16 protein-coding genes and 1 pseudogene are annotated in these 20,380 nt (G+C 73.0%); 8 read left to right on the top strand and 9 right to left on the bottom strand.

The genetic code is table 11. The annotated features are described in order from the left end of the window. Window positions 1-87 precede the first annotated feature (87 nt). Window positions 88-2,292 (top strand): phage holin family protein, encoded by a 2,205-nt coding sequence (locus ACK8N7_RS05355; RefSeq protein ID WP_500441191.1) that lies wholly within the window; start codon window positions 88-90, stop codon window positions 2,290-2,292. 21 nt (window positions 2,293-2,313) lie between these two features. On the opposite strand, the gene ACK8N7_RS05350 is transcribed toward ACK8N7_RS05355, so the two are convergent. The 3 genes and pseudogenes from ACK8N7_RS05350 to ACK8N7_RS05340 form a co-directional block, all read right to left on the bottom strand. After that, entirely contained in the window at window positions 2,314-3,363 is a 1,050-nt protein-coding gene (locus ACK8N7_RS05350) for a LacI family DNA-binding transcriptional regulator (RefSeq protein ID WP_015612532.1), read from the bottom strand. A 33-nt stretch (window positions 3,364-3,396) separates the two neighbouring features. Then, window positions 3,397-4,040: pseudogene (locus ACK8N7_RS05345) on the bottom strand (DUF305 domain-containing protein). A gap of 123 nt (window positions 4,041-4,163) precedes the next feature. Further along, entirely contained in the window at window positions 4,164-5,045 is an 882-nt protein-coding gene (locus tag ACK8N7_RS05340) for a DUF1996 domain-containing protein (protein ID WP_500441189.1), read from the bottom strand. Between the two features lie 184 nt (window positions 5,046-5,229). Here ACK8N7_RS05340 and ligA point away from each other — a divergent pair, with 184 nt between their 5' ends. From ligA to secD, 4 genes are all read left to right on the top strand, one after another. Beyond that, window positions 5,230-7,416, top strand: coding sequence for an NAD-dependent DNA ligase LigA (gene ligA / locus ACK8N7_RS05335; RefSeq protein WP_403210222.1), 2,187 nt, complete (start codon window positions 5,230-5,232; stop codon window positions 7,414-7,416). A gap of 463 nt (window positions 7,417-7,879) precedes the next feature. Further along, window positions 7,880-8,587 carry a rod shape-determining protein gene (locus ACK8N7_RS05330; protein WP_403210988.1) on the top strand — a complete coding sequence of 236 codons (708 nt, stop codon included), beginning with the start codon at window positions 7,880-7,882 and terminating at the stop codon, window positions 8,585-8,587. 140 nt (window positions 8,588-8,727) lie between these two features. Further along, window positions 8,728-9,330, top strand: a complete 603-nt coding sequence (locus ACK8N7_RS05325; RefSeq protein ID WP_500441187.1) for a hypothetical protein — start codon at window positions 8,728-8,730, stop codon at window positions 9,328-9,330. Between the two features lie 35 nt (window positions 9,331-9,365). After that, window positions 9,366-11,684: a protein translocase subunit SecD gene (secD, locus tag ACK8N7_RS05320; RefSeq protein ID WP_500441185.1), complete on the top strand. Its 2,319-nt coding sequence runs from the start codon at window positions 9,366-9,368 to the stop codon at window positions 11,682-11,684. A 55-nt stretch (window positions 11,685-11,739) separates the two neighbouring features. Here secD and ACK8N7_RS05315 read toward each other — a convergent pair whose 3' ends face one another. After that, window positions 11,740-12,540 (bottom strand): helix-turn-helix domain-containing protein, encoded by an 801-nt coding sequence (locus tag ACK8N7_RS05315; RefSeq protein WP_403210228.1) that lies wholly within the window; start codon window positions 12,538-12,540, stop codon window positions 11,740-11,742. A gap of 64 nt (window positions 12,541-12,604) precedes the next feature. Here ACK8N7_RS05315 and ACK8N7_RS05310 point away from each other — a divergent pair, with 64 nt between their 5' ends. Continuing rightward, on the top strand, window positions 12,605-12,910 hold the full coding sequence (locus ACK8N7_RS05310; protein ID WP_015612540.1) for a 4a-hydroxytetrahydrobiopterin dehydratase: 306 nt from the start codon (window positions 12,605-12,607) through the stop codon (window positions 12,908-12,910). A gap of 22 nt (window positions 12,911-12,932) precedes the next feature. On the opposite strand, the gene ACK8N7_RS05305 is transcribed toward ACK8N7_RS05310, so the two are convergent. After that, the gene (locus tag ACK8N7_RS05305; protein ID WP_403210230.1) at window positions 12,933-13,895 is read right to left on the bottom strand and encodes a LysR family transcriptional regulator; all 963 of its coding nucleotides are present in this window, start codon (window positions 13,893-13,895) and stop codon (window positions 12,933-12,935) included. A gap of 139 nt (window positions 13,896-14,034) precedes the next feature. Beyond that, window positions 14,035-14,946 carry a Rossmann-fold NAD(P)-binding domain-containing protein gene (locus ACK8N7_RS05300; protein ID WP_403210232.1) on the bottom strand — a complete coding sequence of 304 codons (912 nt, stop codon included), beginning with the start codon at window positions 14,944-14,946 and terminating at the stop codon, window positions 14,035-14,037. A gap of 81 nt (window positions 14,947-15,027) precedes the next feature. On the opposite strand from ACK8N7_RS05300, the gene ACK8N7_RS05295 reads away from it, so the two are divergent. Both ACK8N7_RS05295 and ACK8N7_RS05290 read left to right on the top strand, forming a co-directional pair. After that, a complete protein-coding gene (locus ACK8N7_RS05295) occupies window positions 15,028-15,993 on the top strand; it encodes an AraC family transcriptional regulator (protein ID WP_403210234.1) in 966 nt (321 codons plus the stop codon). Window positions 15,994-16,013: 20 nt separating this feature from the next. After that, window positions 16,014-16,937 (top strand): class I SAM-dependent methyltransferase, encoded by a 924-nt coding sequence (locus ACK8N7_RS05290; RefSeq protein ID WP_403210236.1) that lies wholly within the window; start codon window positions 16,014-16,016, stop codon window positions 16,935-16,937. Between the two features lie 51 nt (window positions 16,938-16,988). Here ACK8N7_RS05290 and ACK8N7_RS05285 read toward each other — a convergent pair whose 3' ends face one another. The 3 genes from ACK8N7_RS05285 to ACK8N7_RS05275 all read right to left on the bottom strand — a co-directional run bounded on the left by ACK8N7_RS05285 (window position 16,989) and on the right by ACK8N7_RS05275 (window position 20,299). Continuing rightward, window positions 16,989-17,459 carry an RICIN domain-containing protein gene (locus ACK8N7_RS05285; protein ID WP_403210238.1) on the bottom strand — a complete coding sequence of 157 codons (471 nt, stop codon included), beginning with the start codon at window positions 17,457-17,459 and terminating at the stop codon, window positions 16,989-16,991. A 113-nt stretch (window positions 17,460-17,572) separates the two neighbouring features. Further along, window positions 17,573-18,409: an aldo/keto reductase gene (locus ACK8N7_RS05280; RefSeq protein ID WP_403210240.1), complete on the bottom strand. Its 837-nt coding sequence runs from the start codon at window positions 18,407-18,409 to the stop codon at window positions 17,573-17,575. Window positions 18,410-18,499: 90 nt separating this feature from the next. Further along, window positions 18,500-20,299: an AMP-dependent synthetase/ligase gene (locus ACK8N7_RS05275; protein WP_500441180.1), complete on the bottom strand. Its 1,800-nt coding sequence runs from the start codon at window positions 20,297-20,299 to the stop codon at window positions 18,500-18,502. Window positions 20,300-20,380: the final 81 nt, after the last annotated feature.

Raw genomic sequence — 20,380 nt, 5'->3', positions numbered from 1 at the left:
GGCGTGAGGTGGACCGGCGTGGACGAGCGGAGACGGCCTGCGCCGGGACGGCGTACGGCGAGATGGCGTACTGCGGGCGGTGCGCTGATGCGGATCATCGCGGTCTGGGCGGTGTCCACCCTCACCATGCTCGCCCTCGCCGGCATCCTGCCCGACTTCCGGCTCCAGTCCGACGACGGCGACACCATCACCCGTACCGCCTTCACGGCGGCCTGGGGCGCGGGGGCGTTCGGCCTGCTCTCCGCCCTGGTGTGGCCCGTCCTCGTCCGGGCCCTGCTCATCGTCCCCGCGCTCGTCCTCGGCGCGCTGGTCTTCTTCCTCAACGGCTCGCTGCTGCTGATAGCGCTGCGCCTCATCCCGGACGGGCGCGGCGACGCCGCCCCGGAGACCGCGGTCGTCGTCGCCGCCGTGATGTCCGCCGTCGCCTCCGCCACCTCCACCGCACTCGCCGTCCGCGACGACGAGGCCTACCGCCGCAGGCTCTCCCGCCTCGCCGACCGGCGCCGTCGGCGCGGCTCCCCGGACATCCTGGGACCCGACCGCGACGGACCGCCCGGCACCGTCTTCCTCCAGCTCGACGGCGTCGGCCACGACGTCCTGGTGAAGGCCGCGGCCGACGGACTCATGCCGACCGTCGCCGGCTGGCTCGCCGACTCCTCCGGACACCGCCTCACCCCCTGGCGCACCGACTGGTCCAGCCAGACCGGCGCCAGCCAGCTCGCCATCCTGCACGGCTCCAACCACGACGTCCCCGCCTTCCGCTGGTACGAGAAGGAGACCGGCACCGTCATGGTCTCCAGCCGCCCCGCCAGCGCCCTCGAAATGCAGCGCCGCGCCATCGCCCGCACCCGGGACGGCGGCCTCCTCACCATCGACGGCGCGAGCCGGGGCAACCTCTTCAGCGGCGGAGCCGGACAGCTCGCCCTGGTCCTGTCCATGGCCGCCCGGCGCGGCAAGGGCAGGCGCTCCCGCTCCGGCTACTTCGCCTACTTCTCCGACCCGGCCAACGCCGTCCGCACCGCCCTCTCGTTCGCCGCCGAGCTCGGCCGCGAGATCGGCCAGTCGACCCGGGCCCGCGCCCGCAAGGTCACCCCCCGGGTCAAGCGCGGCGGCCTCTACCCCTTCATCCGGGCCTTCGCCACCGTGGTCGAGCGCGATGTGGTCGTCGCCGCCGTCCTCGGCGACATGTTCGCCGGCCGCACCGCCGTCTACGCCGACCTGGTCGCCTACGACGAGGTCGCCCACCACTCCGGACCGCACAGCCGCGACGCCGAGAAGGTCCTCCAGCGCCTCGACCGCTCGCTCGCGCTGATCTCCAAGATCGCCGACCACACCCCGCGCACGTACCGGATCGTGCTCCTCTCCGACCACGGCCAGAGCCCCGGCGAGACCTTCGCCGGAAGGTACGGGCTGACGCTCAAGGACCTCGTACGGGCGGGCTGCGGGCTCCCGGTGCCGCGCAGGGCGCGCGGCACGCACAGCGCGTCCGAGGCGCGTGACGCGGTACGGATCGCCCTGCACCGCCCGCCCGCGGAGGTGGAACCGGAGGCGGAGCACGCGGCCAAGCGCTCCGAACCGATCGTGCTGGCCTCCGGCAACCTCGGCCTGGTCTCCTTCCCCGACATCGAGGGGCGCGCCTCGCGCGAGGAGATCGACCGCCGCAACCCGGCGCTGCTGTCCACGCTCGCCGACCATCCGGGGATCGGCTTCCTCCTCGTACGCAGTGAGGAACACGGCTCCGTGGTGCTCGGGCCGGGCGGTACCGAGGTCCCCGCCGCCGAACTGGCCGACGGGACGGGTCCGCTCGCCGTCTTCGGAACCGGCGCGGCGGCCGCCGTACGGCGCACCGACACCTTCCCGCACGTCGCCGACGTCATGGTCAACTCCATGTACGACCCCGAAACCGGCACCGTGCACGCCTTCGAGGAGCAGATCGGCTCGCACGGCGGACTCGGCGGCGAACAGGCCCGGCCGTTCCTGCTCTGGCCGCGCGGGATGACGGACCCGCTGGACATCGTGGCCGCCGAGACCGCCGAAGGCGCGCCCGCACCGCCGGGCGGCGGGCTGGTGGGCGCGGAGGCGGTGCACCGGGTGCTGAACCGCTGGCTGCTGGAGTTCTCCGGCCCGCAGGTGCCGGTGCGGACGGAGGGCTTCACGGGCACCGCCCGGGCGGACGAGCCGTTCCCGGGGGAGCGGGGTGCCGGCGGGCCGGGCCCGGTCGACGGGCCGGGTCCGGTCGTGCGGGCGGCACCGGTGCTCAGCGAGATCTCGCTGCCGGAGACGCCGAGTTGACCTGAGCGCCGCCCCCTCGGATCAGGCCGACTGGCGTCGTACCAGCGTCGGCGGGAAGACCACGGAGGGCGAGGGCCCGCCGGGCCCGCCGATCTGCTTCAGCAGCAGCCGGGCCATCTCCGCCGCCATCTCCTCCACCGGCTGCCGAACCGTCGTCAGCGGCGGGTCGCAGGCGGCCGCCGCGCTGCTGTCGTCGAAACCGACCACCGCGACATCCGACGGTACGTCCCGGCCGGCCCGCTGCAGCACCGGGAGCGCGCCCAGTGCCATCAGGTCCGAGGCGATGAACACCCCGTCCAGACCGGGCTGTTCCTCCAGCAGCCGGCGCATCGCCGCCGCACCGCCCAGATGTGTGAAGTCCCCTTCCGCGCAGGCCACGTCCTCGATGCCGTGCGTGGCGAGGGCCTCCAGGAAACCCGCGAGACGTACCTGCCCCGCAGGCCTGTCCTGCGGACCGGAGATGGTCCCGATCCGGCGCCGCCCCAGCGCGGCCAGATGGTCGGCCGCCAGCCGCGCCCCGGCCTGCTGGTCGACCTCCACGTAGGCCAGCGACGACGGACGCGGCGGGCGGCCCGCGAGGACGGCGGGCAGCCGGGTCTCCTGGAGCAGATGGGGCAGCGGGTCGTCCGCGTGCGAGGTGACCAGGACGACGCCGTCGACGTGGCCGTGGCGCAGGTAGGAGAGCAGCTGGTTCCGGGACGTCTCGTCGTCGGCCAGCATCAGCACCATCTGGATGCCCGCAGGACGCAGCACTTCGAGGAGCCCGCTGACGACCCGGCCGAAGTAGGGGTCGGAGAACATCCGGCCGGCGAACGGCTCGGAGACCGGACGCCGTTCCCGCTCCGAGATCACCAGGGCCACGGAGTCGGTGCGCCGGGTCACCAGCGAGCGCGCCGCCCGGTTGGGCACGTACCCGGTCGTCGCCACCGCCTCCTCCACCACGGTGCGCAGGGCGGGGTCCACCGTGGTGGCTCCGTTGATCACCCGGGACACGGTGGCCCGTGAGACACCGGCCACGGCCGCCACGTCCTCCAAGGTCGGACGTACGGGCGGCTCCACTTCGGCTGTCATGCAGCCCTTTATACCCGCAGCCCAGCGCGCAGGTCAGCCGAGGGCCTGTGCCGCCCCCGGGAGCCCTTCCAGCTCGGTGAGCGCGGCCTCGCGCGCCGTGACGAGGGCGGCGGCCAGCTGCTTGGCGTCGGCTCTGGCGCCCGCGGTGATCTCGGACCGCGGCACCTGCGCGGAGTGGCGCAGATGGTCCCGGATCCCGGTCAGGAATAGCCGGTCGAACGCGGCCCCTCGGCCGCCCGGGCCGCTTCGAGGTCCGCTTCCGTCACCATGCCGGGCATGTCGTGGCCCGCGTGCACATCGGTGTCCGGAAGCCCCATCCGTGCCAGCAGGGGCCGCAGACGCCCGAGTTCGGCCTCCTGCCCGCTGTGCAGCCGGGTCGCGAAGGCCCGCAGCCGGGGCACGGTGGCCCGGTCGGCGGCGAGCGTGAGCAGGGCCAGCGCCTTCTCGTTCATCGGGGTCATCAGCTGGGCCCAGGCGGCGTCGGTGGGCGTGGTGGAGGCGGAGGAGGAGGCCGTGGTGGAGGGGGGAGCGGCCGTGTGTACCGGGGAGGCGGCGGGCGCGGGCTCCGTCGCGGTGGAGCAGCCGGCCGACGCGGTGAGAGCCAGCAGGGCCAGCAGACTCAGCGCGACGACGGGGAGGCGTGCGGTGGGGGGCCTGGATCGGGTGGCGTGACTCATGAGGTGTCCTGGACCGGGCCGAGGGCGCGGCCCCGGGGCCTGGACCCCGGGGCGGACACCGGTGGACGGATGGACGGATGGACGGATGGACCCGTGGATGGGCGGACGGGTGACGACGTCGGATCAGGGAGTGCCGTCGAACCCGCACTTGACGATGGCGTTGATGCAGTCGCGTACGCGCTGCGCCATCTCCTCCTGCGGCCATACGTTGAAGAAGTCACCGTGCATCGTGTAGCCGGGGCCCGAGGCCAGCCGGAAGCGGGCCGGGTCGCCGCTCACCGGATAGCGCAGCACCTGACGGAGCTTGGGCACCGGCACCGGGTGGGTCGACGGGCAGGCGCCGGCCACGGGGTAGGCCATGTGGCTCTTGTGGTCGGCCGAGTCGAGATCCGTACCGTTCCAGCACTGCGGGAAGTCCAGGTAGGACTCCAGCATCGTGCCGGGCGGACAGTTCACGAAGTCCTGCGAGGGGTTGACGTGACCGGCGTGCAGGCACGACCAGCGGGCGATGGTGTTCTCCTGCGGTGCGGTCGCCTTCGCGTTGCCCGCCACGATGCGCAGGCCCCGGGGGAAGGGCTTGATCTGCCGGATGATGTCGTCGCGGACACCTTCGCCCAGGTAGTAGAAGGTCGTTCCGGTCGGCTCCACCTCCCGGTCGCTGTCGTACAGGGTGGGCACCCAGTACGAGGAGAGGTCGGTGTCGGGCGAGCAGCTCGTGCGGCCCTTCTCCAACGACTCCAGGTCCGAGTTCCCGTTGGTGGTGTCGTTGCCGAAGAAGCTGTGCATGTGGGAGGCGCCCGGCAGCCCCGGGAAGACGATCGGGTCGTCGGGTGCCCGGTGGGTGTAGGGGCACTCCGCCAAGAACTCGGCCACCCGCACCACATCGGCGGCGGCCTGGGTGGCGACCTCGGCGGCGGCCCGGTCGCCCGCGGCGTTGCCGACGTTGGCCTGGACGAGGGAGAGGGCGAGGGCTGAGAATGCGCAAGCATTGCAACACCCATTCATGTGGCGGCACTTGGATGTGGGAGAGATGGGAGAGCGCTCTCTCAAATGCTCGTCGGAGCGTGCCATTCCCTCCCGTACGGGGAGGTGTACCGCGTTCTTCCGGAGTGACGGGTGGGACGTCGGCAGAGGGGGTGGGGAGGCGCTGTCGAGGGCGTTGTCAGTGGTGGGCGGCAGGATGGTCACCATGACGAACTCAGCCGCTGTGCTCGCCGATGCCGCCGCCTACGCCGCCGCGGTCGAAGAGGCCTCCCAGGCCGCCGCCGCGTACTACGCCACGGGTGAGAGCACCCTCGACGACGACGCGTACGACCGGCTGGCGCGCGGGATCGCCGCATACGAGGCGGACCACCCCGACGAGATACTCGAGTCGTCACCGACCGGCAAGGTCGCGGGCGGGGCCGCCGTCGGAGACGTGCCGCACACGGTGCCGATGCTCTCGCTGGACAACGTGTTCTCGGCCGAGCAGTTCGCCACCTGGACCGCCTCGCTGGAGCGGCGGATCGGCAGACCGGTCGCCGCCTGGAGCGTCGAGCCGAAGCTGGACGGCCTGGCAGTCGCCGCCCGCTATCGGGAGGGGCGGCTGGAGCGGCTGATCACCCGGGGCGACGGCACGGCGGGCGAGGACGTCTCGCACGCGGCCGCCGCGGTCGTCGGACTGCCCGAGCGGCTGGACGCACCGGTCACCATCGAGGTGCGCGGCGAGATCCTCATGACGAACGAGCAGTTCGAGCAGGGCAACGCGATCCGCACGGAGCACGGCGGAGCCCCCTTCGCCAACCCGCGCAACGGGGCGGCGGGCACCCTGCGCGCCAAGGACCGGGCGTACCGGGTGGAGACGACCTTCTTCGCCTACGGCGCCCTGCCGCTCGCCGGCTCCGGAGAGCTCGCCGCGACCCTCACGAAGCTGCCCCACAGCGAACTCCTCGCGTACGTCGCCGGGCTCGGCGTGCACACGGCCGCGGCCACGGAGGTGGCACCGCTCCGGGTGACCACCGTGGAGGAGGTGCAGGCGCGGGTCGAGGAGATCGGCGCCCTGCGTGCCGCGCTGCCGTTCGGTATCGACGGCATCGTGATCAAGGCCGACCTCGCCGCCGACCAGCGCGAGGCCGGGTCCGGCAGCCGGGCACCGCGCTGGGCCATCGCCTACAAGCTCCCCGCCGTGGAGAAGATCACCCGCCTGCTCTCCGTCGAGTGGAACGTGGGCCGCACCGGCATCATCGCGCCGCGCGCCGTCCTGGAGCCCGTCGAGATCGACGGATCCACCGTCGGCTACGCCACCCTCCACAACCCGGCCGACATCACCCGCCGTGATCTGCGCCTGGGCGACCAGGTCATGGTCTACAAGGCGGGCGACATCATCCCGCGCATCGAGGCTCCCGTCGCCCATCTGCGCACCGGGGACGAGACGCCGATCGAGTTCCCGGCGAGCTGCCCGCAGTGCGGTTCCGAGATCGACACGAGCGAGCAGCGCTGGCGGTGCACCCGCGGCCGCAACTGCCGACTGGTCGCCTCCGTCTCGTACGCCGGCGGCCGCGACCAGCTCGACATCGAGGGCCTCGGAGCCACCCGGGTCGTCCAGCTCGTCGACGCGGGCCTGGTCACGGACTTCGCCGACCTGTTCACCCTGGAGCGGGAGCAGCTGCTCGCCCTGGACCGGATGGGCGAGACCTCCACCGACAATCTCCTGGCCGCCATCGGGACCGCCCGCTCGCGCCCGCTGTCCCGGGTCTTCTGCGCCCTGGGCGTACGGGGGACGGGGCGCTCCATGTCCCGCAGGATCGCGCGGTACTTCGCGACCATGGACCACATCGTCGCCGCCGACGCCGAGTCGCTCCAGCGGGTCGACGGCATCGGCAAGGAGAAGGCCACGGCGGTCGTCGCCGAGCTGGCGGAGCTGGCCCCGCTGATCGAGAAGCTCGTCCGGGCCGGGGTGACGATGACGGAGCCGGGCGCCACCCCGCCGCCGGAGCCCGGCACGGAGGAGGAGGGTGACGCCGGGACCGGCGCGGAGCTGCCCCTGGCGGGGATGAAGGTGGTGGTCACGGGCGCCATGACCGGGGCGCTGGAGAAGCTGTCGCGCAATCAGATGAACGAGCTGATCGAGCGGGCGGGCGGGAAGTCGTCCTCCAGCGTCTCCGCGCGCACCAGCCTGCTGGTCGCGGGGGAGAAGGCCGGGTCGAAGCGGACCAAGGCGGAGGAGCTGGGGATCCGGATCGCGGCGCCGGAGGAGTTCGCGGAGCTGATCGCGGAGTTCCTGCCGGGGGTGGCCGGGGAGACCGTTGCGGTGGTGGCTGCCGTGGAGCCGGTGGAGGTGACGGAGGTCGTGGGGACAGTGGAGGTGGCGGAGGTCGTGGAGGTCGTGGAGGTCTGAGACGGGTCGGGCTCCTTTGAATCGGGGAGGAAGTGGCTTTCCCGCACCCGGTATTGCATAGTGAGGGCTTGGTCATGCCTCGCTATCAGCGGGCCGATGGGTGCGTGGACGGCTGCCGGTGACGGGCCGGGGGTGAGGGGCGATGCGTTCTCTGCACGACGGACAGCGACACGGTCGTGCCGTGCCCCTGCCAGGCCGGCCCAGGGGCGAAGTCCCAGGCCTTCCGAACCTCGGCTTCCCGAACCCTGACCCTTCGACCCCTGACCCTCGGACCACGCGCGGGACCGGCCGGTCCGGCGAAGGTCCTGGACCGCTTCGTGACGGAAGCGGTGCCGTGGGGCTCGGGACCGGGCGTGAGCCCGGGGCGCTCCGGGTGCGCCATGGACACCGCCGGCTCGGCGGCAGGACCGTGGCCGCCCGGGGACTCGCCCTGGATCTCGGCAGCTCCCGCACCCGGGCCTGGGTGCCCGGTCACGGGCTGGTCGCCGACCCCCTTCTCGGCCGCGCCCTCGACGGGGACACCGAACGGCCCGTCCGGCGCGGGCGCATCGTCGACCCCGAGGCCTGCGGGCGGCTGCTCGGCCGTATCGCCGACGCGGCCCTCGGCCCCGACCGCACGGACAGCGTGATCGTCCTCAGCCACCCCGTCCTCGCCGGGGCCGGTCACCGCAACGCCGCGCGGGAGCTGCTCGCCGGGCTTGGACCGACGCGCGTCCTCGTCCTCAGCAGCGCCCGGGCCGCCGCAGCGCACGCCGGGCCGCGCGACGCCGGTCCGCTGCTCGTCGTCGACATGGGCGCCGAGCTGACCGAGGTCACGCTCCTCGTCGGCGGCCGCATCGCCGACGCCCGGCAGGCCGAGACCGGGCTGAGCGACCTGGACCCGGAGACGCTGCCCGTCACCCTCGTCCGTACGGTCCTCGACATGGTGATGTCCATGTGGCGGCAGGACCGGCACGGCGCGATCCGCGGCGCCCTGCGCAAGGGCCCGGTGCTCGCCGGCGGCGGGGCGCTGCGCCCCGACGTCACCGACCGCATCGCCCGCTGCCTCGGCACGCCGGTCCGGCTGGCGGACGACCCGTCGACCACCGTCGTCCGCGGGGCCGGACAGATCCTCAGCTCCGTGCTCCGCCACGGAGTGACGGCCTCCGCCCTGCCCGGCCGCCCGAGGTGACCCCGCACCCGGGGCCGCCCGGGGGCAACGCGCTCCGGCTGCGGCAGACCGGTCCAGCGGGGAACACCCGGCGCCTGCCGACCCGTTCGGCGCACGGCTCCCGGCGCCTGCAGACCGGCCCGGCGCAACGGACACGACGCGTGCTGGCCGCGCTGGTCCTCGCCGTCCTCACCCTGGCCGGCGGTGCCCCCGCAGCAGGTGCCGCGCTCCCCGTCGGCGCCCTCAACAGCCTCTCGCTCACGGTGGCGTACACGCCGACGGCCCCGCCGCCCGCCCCGCAGACCGACCGCACCGCCCACCCCGGCGGCCCCCACCACGACCTGCGGCGCACCCGCACGACCCCGAGCGCCGCCGGCTCCGGCCCCGGCAGCCGTGGTCTCCGAGACCAGCCGCCCGGCCCCCAGCGACCCCAGGCGCGGCCCGCCCCCGCCCAGCCGCACACCCAAGCCCTTCACGACCGGTCACCGGCCGCCGATCCGGGCCCGCAGACCCCCCGGGCGGGTATCGGCCGTGCCCACCTCACGGGCCACGCGCCGCCGCCGTCCTACGACGGGCCGCTTGCCTGCTCACCGGTGCCGATCATGCCGCGCGGCCCCGTCGAGCAGATCACCGCGGCCTCCTTCGGCACACCTTCCGGACGCCGGGGCGCGCTGCCCGGTGTCCGCGGTCCTCCGGGCACGGCCGCCGGTCCCACGACCGGCCACCGGTCCTGCTCTGCCGATCCGGCGTCGCGTCCTCGCTGAGGTGAGGGCGGCCGACGCCCCACCGGAGGATTTCCATGACTCGCGCCACCACGGTGCGAGCGGTTCTGGCTGCCGCCGTCCTGCTCGTCTCCGTCGTCATCACCCTGACCATGTCACCCAGACTCGGCCTCGATCTGCAGGGCGGCACCCGTATGGTGCTCCAGGCCGAGGACTCCGCCACCGTCGAGGCGAACCGGGAGACCACCGACCGCACCCTGGAGGTCCTGCGCCAGCGCATCGACTCCCTCGGGGTCGCCGAGCCCGTCCTCACCCGGTCCGGCGAGGACCGGATCATCGTCGAACTGCCCGACGTCCAGGACCCGCGCCAGGCCGCCGCCGTGATCGGCCGAACCGCGCAGCTCAGCTTCCATGCCGTCCAGGGCGCCACACCCCCCGGCACCGAACCCGAGTCCAGGCCGGAGTCCGAGCCCGGCTCCGGCCGGCTGACCCTCCCCGACGAACAGGGGACACAGCTCGGCCTCGGCCCCGCCCGCCTCTCCGGAGCGGGCGTCAAGGACGCCACCGCTTCCTTCGACGCCCAGCAGGCAGCCGGCTGGACCGTCTCCCTCGACTTCCACAAGGACGCCGGGAAGGACTGGACCCGGCTGACCGGTGAGGCCGCCTGCCACCCGGTCCAGGACGAACGGCGGCGCGTCGCGATCGTCCTGGACGAGAAGGTCATCTCCTCGCCCCAGGTCGACCCCTCGGTCGGCTGCCAGGCCGGACTGCCCTCCGGCGGCACGCAGATCACCGGCTCCTTCAGCGCGAAGGAGGCCCGCGACCTGGCCCTGCTCATCAAGGGCGGCGCCCTGCCCGTCCCCGTCGAGATCGTCGAACAGCGGACCGTCGGCCCGACGCTCGGTGCCGCCGCCATCGACGCCAGCGCACAGGCGGCGCTCATCGGCGCCGCCGCCACCGCGCTCTTCATCACCGTCGTCTACCGCCTCTTCGGCGCGCTGGCCGCCGTCGCCCTCGCCGCGTACGGGGTGATCTCGTACGCCGCGCTCGTCGGCCTCGGTGTCACCCTCACGCTCCCCGGACTCGCCGGGTTCGTCCTGGCGATCGGGATGGCGGTCGACGCGAACGTCCTGGTCTTCGAACGGGCCAGGGAGGAGTGCGCCGCGCAGCCGAACCGCTCCCTGCGCTCGGCGCTGACCACCGGATTCCGGAAGGCGTTCAGCGCCGTCGCCGACTCGAACATCACCACGCTCCTCGCGGCCGGGCTGCTGTTCTTCCTGGGCTCCGGCCCGGTCAAGGGCTTCGGCGTCACCCTCGCCATCGGCGTCATCGCCTCGATGTTCTCCGCGCTGGTCATCGCCCGGGCGCTCACCGAGATCGCGGCGGGCTCCCGGTTCGTCAGCGACTACCGGGGTGTCAACGGCATCGCGCGCCCCGGCAGCGTACGGACCTGGCTGACCCGAAAGGACCCGCAGCTCTTCCGGAAGCCGGTCCGGTGGCTCGTCGTCTCCACCGCGCTGGTCGCCGTCGCCGTGGCGGGGATCGTGGTGCGCGGGGTCGACCTGGGCGTCGAGTTCACCGGGGGCCGGCTGGTGGAGTACTCCACCAGCCGCCCCGTCGACGTCGAGACCGCCCGCTCCACCCTCGCCGACGCCGGTTTCGGCGACGCCGAGGTCACCACGGCGGGCGACGGCGACATCTCCGTACGCACCGGAAAGCTCGACAACGACGGGGAGCACACCCTGCGGCAGGCGCTTGCCACCGAGGGCGGTGAGACCACGAAGGTACGGGACGAGCTGATCGGCCCGAGCCTCGGCGACGAACTGCGGCGCAACGCGCTGATCGCCCTGGGCGTCGCCGTGTTCGTCCAGCTCGCCTACCTCGCGATGCGGTTCCGCTGGACGTTCGCCGTGGCCTCGGTCGTGGGGATGGTGCACGACGTGGTGATCGTCGTGGGCGCCTTCGCCTGGCTGGGCAGGCCCGTGGACGGCATCTTCCTGGCCGCCCTGCTCACCGTCATCGGCTACTCGGTCAACGACTCGGTGGTGGTCTTCGACCGGGTACGGGAACTCTGGGCCGGGAACCGGAAGACTCCTCTCTCCGCCATCGCGCGCCGGGCGGTCCTCCAGACCGTCCCCCGCACCGTGAACACCGGGATGGGCGCCCTGTTCATCCTGGTCGCCCTCGCGGTGCTGGGCGGCGACTCGCTGGCCGACTTCGCGCTCGCCCTGCTCATCGGCATCTGCGTGGGCACCTGGTCCTCGGTGTTCACCGCGGTACCGGGTGCCCTCGTCCTGGAACGGACCACCGGCGCACCGCCGCCCGTACCGGGGAAGGCCTCCCGGCGCGCCCGCGAACCCCGGCGCGACCCGCTCGACAACGGGGCCCGCGTCTGACCCCGTACGGGACCCGTCCTCCCGCTCCGGCCGCCGGGCCGGGGCGGGATGAGGGCTACGGAAGACGGTCGCGCAGGTAGGCGGCGGTCTCCCGGTCGGCGGGGAGGAACGTCTCGATGGCCAGCTCCGCCACGGTCACGTCCATCGGTGTGTTGAACGTCGCGATGGAGGCGATGAACGACAGCACCTGGCCCCCGTGCTCGATCACCAGGGGCAGGGCGAACGACGGCGTACGCTCCCCGGCCCGGTCACCGGCGCCCCGGTCCGCGACCGGGTAGCCGGCCACCTCCTCGTACAGCGCGCGCAGCTCCGGCGACCGTACGAGCGCGATCTGACGTTCCATCTGCGCCAGCAGATCCGCCCGCCACTCCGGCAGGTTCAGGATGCGCGGTGCGAGCCCCGCCGGGTGAAGGGTGATCCGCATGGCGTTGAGCGGCGGGGTGAGCAACTCCTCGGAGACCCCCTCCATGAGCAGGGCGATACCCCGGTTGGCCGCCACCACGTCGTACATGCCGTCCACGACGAGCGCGGGATACGGCTCGTACCCCGCCAGCAGCCGATCCAGCCCTTCGTGCACCGAGGCCATCGCGGGGTCGTCGAGCGGCGTCTGCGCGTAACGTGGAGCGTAACCGGCCACCACCAGCAGGGCGTTGCGCTCCCGGACGGGGATCTCCAGCTGCTCGGCCAGGCGCAGGACCATCTCCTCGCTGGGGCGCGAACGGCCCGTCTCGACGAAGGAGATGTGCCGGGCCGAGGAGTCCGCGCGCAGCGCCAGATCCAGCTGGCTGATCCGCCGCTGCTCCCGCCAGCCGCGCAGCAGGGGACCCACGCCCGTGTCGGGGGAGACAGTTCTCATGGGGAGACCGTAACGTCGGACGACCGGTCGTACGACGCCATCCGAGACCCACGGGAGCCGCTCCATGTCCGCCGAACCGCTGTCGAGGACCGAGACCGAACACCGTCTTGAGGCGCTGCCCGGCTGGGCGCTGGAAGGGGACCGGATCACCCGGACCTTCCGGCTGCCGTCGCACTTCGCCGCCGCCGCGCTGACCGTCCACATCGCGCAGATCCAGGAGGAGCTGAACCATCACTCCGATCTGACGCTCGGGTACAACACCGTGGCCCTCTCCGTCCATACGCACGACGCCGGTGGCGCGGTCACGGAGAAGGACCTGGAGCTGGCCGCCAGGGTCGCGGCCGCCGCACCGGCCCACGGAGCGGAATAGGGGCCCCAGGGGCAGGCCCGCCTCAGCTCACCAGACCGAACCGCGGATTCCCGGCGAGCCACCGTGCGTAGAGGGGGCTGCGCGACACGGCCTCCGCGTACGCCGCCCGGGTCTGCCCGGCCACCGCCACCGCCGCGGCGTCCGCGGCGGGCGAGTGCGGGTGCCAGCCCAGCAGGTGCCGCCAGCTGAGCGGTGAACCCGCGAGCGGCCGGGTCACCAGGCCGGGGACCGGCGGGAACGTCGCCCGGCACAGTCCGATCGCCCGCCCGACCTGCACCAGATGGACGACGGAAGAGGTGTCCGTCTCGTACACCGACACCGGGGTGAAACCGGCCCGCGCGCACGCCGTGGCGAAACAGTCGGCGAAACAGCCGTCCCCCGGAACGTCGGCCCAGCACTGGTCCGCGAGCGCGGCGAGCTCCAGCTCCTCCTCGCCGGCCAGCGGGTGGTCCTCCGGCAGCATCACGAAGACCGGGTCGACCCCCACCACCTCCCAGACCAGCCGCTCGGCCAGCGGCGGCGGACTCTCGCCGCACGTGCCGATCAGTGCGAAGTCGAGGCGCCCGTCGATCGTCAGGGCGGCGATCTCGTCCACCGACCACGAGGTGTACGTGGAGACCGGCGCAGCCGGGTGCGCCGTGGCGATCCGGTCGACCAGACCGCCGAGCAGCGGGCCGTGCGTACCGCCCAGCCGGAACCGCTCCAGCGGCCCGGTGGCATTGGCGAACCGCACCGCCTCCGCCTGGAGTTCGCTCACCGCGGGCAGCACCACCCGGGCCCGCTCCAGCACCAGCTCGCCGAGCGGAGTGGCCCGGGCGCCCGTGTGGTCACGCTCGAAGAGCGTGCCGCCCAGGGCCTTCTCGATCCGCCGCAGCTGGGCGCTGAGCGCGGGCTGGGCGAGGCCCAGCGTGGCGGCGGCCTTGGTGAGGCTGCCGGTGTCGGCGATGGCACGGACGGTTCTCAGATGGCGCAACTCCAGCTCCATAAAGGCAAGTTATGGCCCCTGGCCCGCCCCGGCAATATGTCGGTCACTCTTCTGTTCGGGCAATGTTTCCTGGCCGTACCTCCGGCGCACGGGGCGCCGGAGGATCCCGCTCCAGTTCAGCCGTGCCGGGCATCGGCCCTCAGCCGTGCCAGGCTCCGTCCCGGGCCGCCTCGCGGGTGAACGCGGTGAACTCCTTCGCCTCCCGGCCCAGCACCCGCCGCACATCGTCCGTGGTGGCGGAGTTGTGGCCGTCGAGCAGCGTCGCGAACAGCTCGGCCAGGAACCCCGCCTCGGGCCCGAACACCCCGAACCCCTCCAGCACCTCCGCGTACGCCGGACCGCTCACGGGCACGTACCGCACCGGCCGCCCAGCCGCCCGCCCGAGCTCCGCCGCCGCCTCCTCGAACGTCAGGCTCCGGGGCCCCGTCAGCTCGTACACCGCGCCCGCGTGCCCGTCCCCGCTCAGCGCCGCCACCACCACATCGGCCAGGTCGTCGATGTCCAGGAAGGGCTCCGCCGTCGACCCCGCCGGGAAGACCAGCTCACCGCCGAGCACACTGTCCAGCAGGGCGCCCTCGCTGAAGTTCTGCGCGAAGAACGCCGACCGTACGACGGTGAGCTCGACCTCCCCGCACGCGCCGCGCAGCGCCTCCTCGGCCACGGCCGCCTGCGGTTCGCCGCGCCCCGACAGCAGCACCACCCGGCGGAGTCCGCTCGCCGCCGCGACCCGCCCGAACGCGGCCATCGCCCCGGCCGCGCCGGGCACCGCCAGATCCGGGTAGTACGCCACATAGGCGGCCTCCGTGCCGTCCAGCGCGGCCGCCCACCCCGACTCGTCCTGCCAGTCGAAAGGCACCTCGCCGGCCCGCGACCCGGCGCGCACCGGCACCCCCAGGGCCGCCAGCCGCTCCGCGACCCGGCGGCCGGTCTTGCCGGTGCCACTCGTCACCAGAACCGTGCCCATGACCCGCGCCCCTTCCTGCGCGGTGGAGCCGGCCGCGCCATTCTTCGTATACGTCTTCGTGGTCTCGTTCGCCGTGTTCTTCGTCATGGCTCCAGACTTCCGGGACCCGGGCGCCGGGAACATCGTCGAGACGCTCAGCTCCCTCCGCCTGCGTCTACGCTGTCGGCCATGGACGCTCTCGCCGGACTCCTGGACGGGCCGCGGGCGCGGGGCGCCTTCCTCCTGCGCATGGTGATGGAGCCGCCCTGGGCGGTACGGGTCGCCGACCGCGCCCCGATCTGCCTGATGTCGGTCACCCGGGGCGCGGCCTGGATCGTCCCGCCGGAGGGAGCCGAGCCGGTCCGCCTGGTGCCCGGTGACATCGCGGTGGTCCGCGGCCCCCACCCGTACACCGTCGCCGACGCCGCCGGCACCGACCCGCACGCCCTGGTCGGCCCCGGCGGCCTCTGCACCACCCTCCACGGGCAGCCGCTCTCCCAGGAGATGGTGCTGGGGGTACGGACCTGGGGCAACGCCGCCCACGGTTCCACGGCGGTCCTCGTCGGCACCTACCTGTTGGACGGCGAGATCAGCCGCCGGCTCCTCGACGCACTGCCCCCGCTGCTCCTGCTGCCCGCCGACGCCCGGACCGGGCCGCTGCTGCGGCTGCTCGACGCGGAGATCGCCCAGGACGAGCCGGGGCAGCACGTCGTGCTGGACCGCCTGCTCGACCTGCTGCTCATCGCCGTGCTGCGCGGCTGGTTCTCCCGGCCCGGCGCCGAGGCCCCCGCCTGGTACCGGGCCATGAGCGACCCCGTCGTCGGGGTGGCGCTCCGGCTCCTCCAGGACGACCCGGCGTACCCCTGGACCGTCGCCTCGCTAGCCGCCCGGGCCGGGGTGTCGCGGGCCGGGCTCGCCCGCCGCTTCACCGAACTCGTCGGCGAGCCCCCGATGGCGTACCTCACCGGCTGGCGGCTCGCGCTCGCCGCCGACCTGCTCCGGGAGAGCGACGCCACGGTGGAGGCGGTGGGCCGGAAGGTCGGCTACAGCGCCCCTTTCGCGTTCAGTACGGCGTTCAAGCGCGTCCGGGGAGTGAGCCCGCAGGAGTACCGCGGCAACTTGCCGGAGCAGCAACAGAACTTGCCCGAACGCTGACCTCCGGTGAGGGTGGCGCCATGAGCAGCCACGCCGGACACGGCCACCACGACGCGCACACCCACGCCCACACCCACGGACCGGGCGCCGCAGGCGCGGGCACGGAGTTCGACTGGGACGTCATGGGCCCGATGCTGGAGCAGGAAGCGGAACTCAACAGCGGTCCGTACGAGGAAGCGGCCCGCTGGATCGCCGCCCTGCCCACCGCCCCTAAGGTGCGCCGGGTGCTGGACGTCGGCAGCGGCCCCGGTGTCGTCACCTGTCTGCTGGCCGAGGTGTTCCCCGAGGCCGAAGTCGTCGCCGTGGACCCCACGCCCGCCCTGCTGGAGCGGACGGAGGACCGGGCCCGGCGCCTCGGCGTGAGCGACCGCGTCCGGACACTGCAGGCCGAACTCCCGCAGGACGCGGCTCGGTTGGGGGAGGCCGACCTCATCTGGGCCGGTAACTCCCTGCACCACATGGGCGACCAGCGCGCCGCCCTCGCCGGCTTCGCCGAGAACCTGCGCCCAGGCGGGACCGTGGCGCTCCTGGAGGGCGGGCTCCCCACCCGGCGGCTGCCCAGGGACCTCGGCATCGGACGGCCCGGCCTGGAGGCCAGGATGGACGCGGCCTCCGCCGCCCGGTTCGACCGGATGCGGACCGAGCTCCCCGACAGCAAGCGGGAGGCCGAGGACTGGAGCGCCCTGATCGCGGCGGTCGGGCTGACCCCGCAGGGCACGCGCAGCTTCCTGCTGGACCTGCCGGCCCCGCTCTCCGCGCCCGCGCGCGAGCATGTGATCACCAAGCTGACCCGGGAGTACGAGGTCTTCGGCGAGCTGCTCGACGCCGAGGACCGCGCCCTGCTGGAGCGGCTGCTGGACCCCGAGGACCCGGCGGGGCTCCACCACCGGCCCGACGTCTACCTGCTCACCGCCCGCACGGTCCACCTCGGCCGCCGCGACTGAGACGTTCCTCGGGCCCTCGGTCACGCCGCGGCCGAGACGCTCTTCGGGCCGTCAGGAGGGCACCGGCTCCAACTGCCACCACTGGAAGGGGGAGTCGGTGTCCTCCCACTGCTGGACCGTCCCGCCCTCCTCGGTCGAACGCTCGGCGACCTCCATGACGAGCCCGCTGATGAAGCTGACCAGCGTCACCGTCCCCGGGGCCTCCAGGTGCTGCTCGATGAGCCACTCCTGGGCGCCGAAGTTGTTGGCCTTCCACTGCTGGATGCGGACACCGTTCTCCGTGTCGGCGTTGGCGACGTCCAGCCGCTTCCCGCTGTGCGCGTTGACCAGGTGGTAGAGGGCCGCGCCCTCGTGGACCGGGGAGAGCTGCCACTGCTGGGCCGCCGTCCCGTCCTCCTTGCCCTGCTGCACCCGGGCACCGCTGCCCTTGGCCGCGCCGTACACCTCCAGCACCAGGCCGCTGCCGACATTGCGCAGACGGTACGTGCCCGCCTCGACGACGGGCGCCGGATCGCTGCTCATCTTGCTCTCTCCCCGTTGGAGTTGGAGTGGGACCGCCGGCCGGGTGTCCGGAGACGGACCGACGAAGGCGCCCCCACCTCGGTCGGGGTGGGGGCGCCGGACGAACCTGGCGCTCAGGCGCCGATGTTGAACCCGGCCGGGTCCGGACCGAGCCGCTTGCCCTCGTCCAGCGCCGCGAAGGCGGCGAGGTCGTCGGCGTCCAGCTCGAAACCGAACACGTCGAGATTCTCCTCGATCCGCGACGGGGTCACGGACTTCGGGATCACGATGTTGCCCGTCTGCAGATGCCAGCGCAGGACGGCCTGGGCGGGGGTGCGGCCGTGCTTCTGGGCGATGGCGACGACCGTCGGCACCTCCAGGAGACCCTTGCCCTGGCCCAGCGGCGACCAGGCCTCGGTGGCGATCCCGTGATCGGCGTGGAAGGCGCGCGCCTCGGCCTGCTGGAACTGGGGGTGCAGCTCGATCTGGTTGAGGACGGGGACGACGGAGGTCTCGTCCAGCAGCCGCTTCAGGTGCTCGGGGTAGAAGTTCGACACACCGATCGCCTTGGCGCGGCCGTCGGCGTAGATCTTCTCGAACGCCTTGTACGTGTCGGTGTACGCGTCCTTGGTCGGGACCGGCCAGTGGATCAGATACAGGTCGACGTAGTCCAGGCCGAGCTTGTCCAGCGAGGCGTCGAAGGCACGCAGCGTGCTGTCGTAACCCTGGTCGCCGTTCCACAGCTTTGTGGTGATGAAGAGCTCGTCACGGGCGACACCCGAGGCGGCGACGGCCTTGCCGGTGCCCACCTCGTTCTCGTAGATCGCGGCGGTGTCGATGGACCGGTACCCGGACTCGATGGCCTTCGCGACCGCCGTCGTCGCCTCGTCGTCCGGCACCTGCCAGACACCGAAACCGAGCTGCGGCATTTCGAGGCCGTTGTTGAGGGTGATGGAGGGGACCTGGCTCACGAGCGGTCGATCCTTACGTCGTCGGTTGGTACTCCCCACGACAACGAGCGGGCGGCCCCGGTCATTCCCGCTGCGGCGCGTCTGCCCTGATCAGTGGTAGAGCGCGTCGACCTCGACCGCGTACGCCGTCTCGATCGCCTTGCGCTTCAGCTTCAGCGACGGCGTCAGCAGCCCGTGCTCCTCGGTGAACGGGTGGGCCAGTATCCGGAACGTACGGATCGACTCGGCCTGCGACACCGCCGTGTTGGCGGCCACCACCGCCCGCCGGACCTCCATCTCCAGGTCCGGGTCGCGCACCAGGTCGGCGGGGCCGAGCGGCGTGCGGCCCTGCATGGAGAGCCAGTGGTCCACGGACTCCTGGTCGACGGTGACCAGCGCCGCGATGTACGGGCGGTCATTGCCGACGACGATGCACTGGGCGACCAGCGGATGGGCCCGCACCCGCTCCTCCAGACCGGCCGGCGACACGCTCTTGCCGCCGGACGTCACCAGGATCTCCTTCTTCCGCCCGGTGATCGTCAGATAGCCGTCCTCGTCCAGCGAACCGAGGTCCCCCGTGGCCAGCCAGCCGTCTTCGAGGGTGGCCCGGGTCGCCGCCGGATTGTTCAGGTAGCCGGAGAAGACGTTGGGGCCGTGCACCCACACCTCGCCGTCGTCCGCGATGTGCACCGATGTGCCGGGGATGGGCAGCCCGACCGTGCCGTACCGCGTGCGCTCGGGCGGGTTGGCGGTCGCCGCCGCCGTGGACTCGGTCAGCCCGTACCCCTCGAAGACGGTCACCCCGGCGCCCGCGAAGAACAGGCCGAGCCGGCGGTTCATGCCCGAGCCGCCCGACATCGCGTGCCGTACCCGGCCGCCCATCGCGTCGCGGACCTTCTTGTAGACGACCTTGTCGAAGAACTGGTGCTGCATCCGCAGCCCGGCCGACGGCCCGGGGCCGAGACCGAACGCCTTCTGCTCCAGCGCCTCGGCGTACTTCACCGCGATGTCCACGGCCTTGTCGAACGGCCCGGCCCTCCCCTCCGCCTCGGCCTTGCGCCGGGCACCGTTGAAGACCTTCTCGAAGATGTACGGCACCGCCAGGATGAAGGTGGGCCGGAACGTCATCAGGTCCGGCATCAGGGCGTTCGCCGACAGCTCCGGCTGGTGGCCGAGCTTGACCCGCCCCCGTACCGCCGCGATCTCCACCATCCGGCCGAAGACGTGCGCCAGCGGCAGGAAGAGCAGGGTGGCCGCCTCGTCGCCGGGCTTGGAGTGGAACACGGGCTCCCAGCGGGCGACCATCGTGTCGCTTTCGAACATGAAGCTCGCATGGGTGATCACGCACCCCTTGGGACGGCCCGTCGTGCCCGAGGTGTAGATCACCGTCGCCACGGACTCGGGCGTCACCGCGCGCCGGTGCCGGTGCACCACCTCGTCGTCGACCATCCCGCCCGCGCCGACCAGCTCGTCCACCGCACCGGCGTCCAGCTGCCACAGCCGCTTGAGGTTCGGCAGCCGGTCGATCACCGAGCCGACGGTCATCGCGTGGTCCTCGTGCTCGACCATCACCGCCACCACTTCGGCGTCGTGCAGCATCCAGTGGACCTGCTCGGCGGACGAGGTCGGGTAGACGGGTACCGACTGGGCCCCGACCGACCAGAGCGCGAAGTCGAAGAGCGTCCACTCGTACCGCGTACGGGACATCAGAGCGACCCGGTCACCGAACCGGATCCCGTGCGCGATCAGCCCCTTGGCCAGGGCCAGCACCTCGTCGCGGAACGCCGCCGAGCTCACATCGCGCCACTGTCCTCCCGCGTCCTTGCGGCCGAGCGCGACCCGCTGCGGATCGGTGTCCGCGTAGTCGAAGACCGCGTCGGCCAGACCGCCGACTTGAGGCGGCGCGGCCATGGGTGGGACAGTGAATTCACGCAATGACCTGCTCCTCGTGGCGCTCCGCACAGCGCCGCGACGCTACCCCAACCGGGGGCC

Origin of the sequence: Streptomyces griseobrunneus (assembly GCF_046713465.1) — a bacterium.
Taxonomy (GTDB): domain Bacteria; phylum Actinomycetota; class Actinomycetes; order Streptomycetales; family Streptomycetaceae; genus Streptomyces; species Streptomyces microflavus.
Note: the sequence above shows the minus strand (reverse complement) of the source record. Positions and strands in the feature narration are given on the sequence as shown.

What these genes read in the sequence shown, in the direction of transcription:
- ACK8N7_RS05290 (WP_403210236.1), top strand. Translation starts at nt 16,014, where the DNA reads ATGAGCAGCCACGCCGGACACGGCCACCACGACGCGCACACCCACGCC.
- ACK8N7_RS05285 (WP_403210238.1), bottom strand. Translation starts at nt 17,459, where the DNA reads ATGAGCAGCGATCCGGCGCCCGTCGTCGAGGCGGGCACGTACCGTCTG.
- ligA (WP_403210222.1), top strand. Translation starts at nt 5,230, where the DNA reads ATGACGAACTCAGCCGCTGTGCTCGCCGATGCCGCCGCCTACGCCGCC.
- ACK8N7_RS05355 (WP_500441191.1), top strand. Translation starts at nt 88, where the DNA reads ATGCGGATCATCGCGGTCTGGGCGGTGTCCACCCTCACCATGCTCGCC.
- ACK8N7_RS05275 (WP_500441180.1), bottom strand. Translation starts at nt 20,299, where the DNA reads ATGGCCGCGCCGCCTCAAGTCGGCGGTCTGGCCGACGCGGTCTTCGAC.
- ACK8N7_RS05340 (WP_500441189.1), bottom strand. Translation starts at nt 5,045, where the DNA reads ATGAATGGGTGTTGCAATGCTTGCGCATTCTCAGCCCTCGCCCTCTCC.
- ACK8N7_RS05350 (WP_015612532.1), bottom strand. Translation starts at nt 3,363, where the DNA reads ATGACAGCCGAAGTGGAGCCGCCCGTACGTCCGACCTTGGAGGACGTG.
- secD (WP_500441185.1), top strand. Translation starts at nt 9,366, where the DNA reads ATGACTCGCGCCACCACGGTGCGAGCGGTTCTGGCTGCCGCCGTCCTG.
- ACK8N7_RS05305 (WP_403210230.1), bottom strand. Translation starts at nt 13,895, where the DNA reads ATGGAGCTGGAGTTGCGCCATCTGAGAACCGTCCGTGCCATCGCCGAC.
- ACK8N7_RS05300 (WP_403210232.1), bottom strand. Translation starts at nt 14,946, where the DNA reads ATGACGAAGAACACGGCGAACGAGACCACGAAGACGTATACGAAGAAT.
- ACK8N7_RS05310 (WP_015612540.1), top strand. Translation starts at nt 12,605, where the DNA reads ATGTCCGCCGAACCGCTGTCGAGGACCGAGACCGAACACCGTCTTGAG.
- ACK8N7_RS05295 (WP_403210234.1), top strand. Translation starts at nt 15,028, where the DNA reads ATGGACGCTCTCGCCGGACTCCTGGACGGGCCGCGGGCGCGGGGCGCC.
- ACK8N7_RS05315 (WP_403210228.1), bottom strand. Translation starts at nt 12,540, where the DNA reads ATGAGAACTGTCTCCCCCGACACGGGCGTGGGTCCCCTGCTGCGCGGC.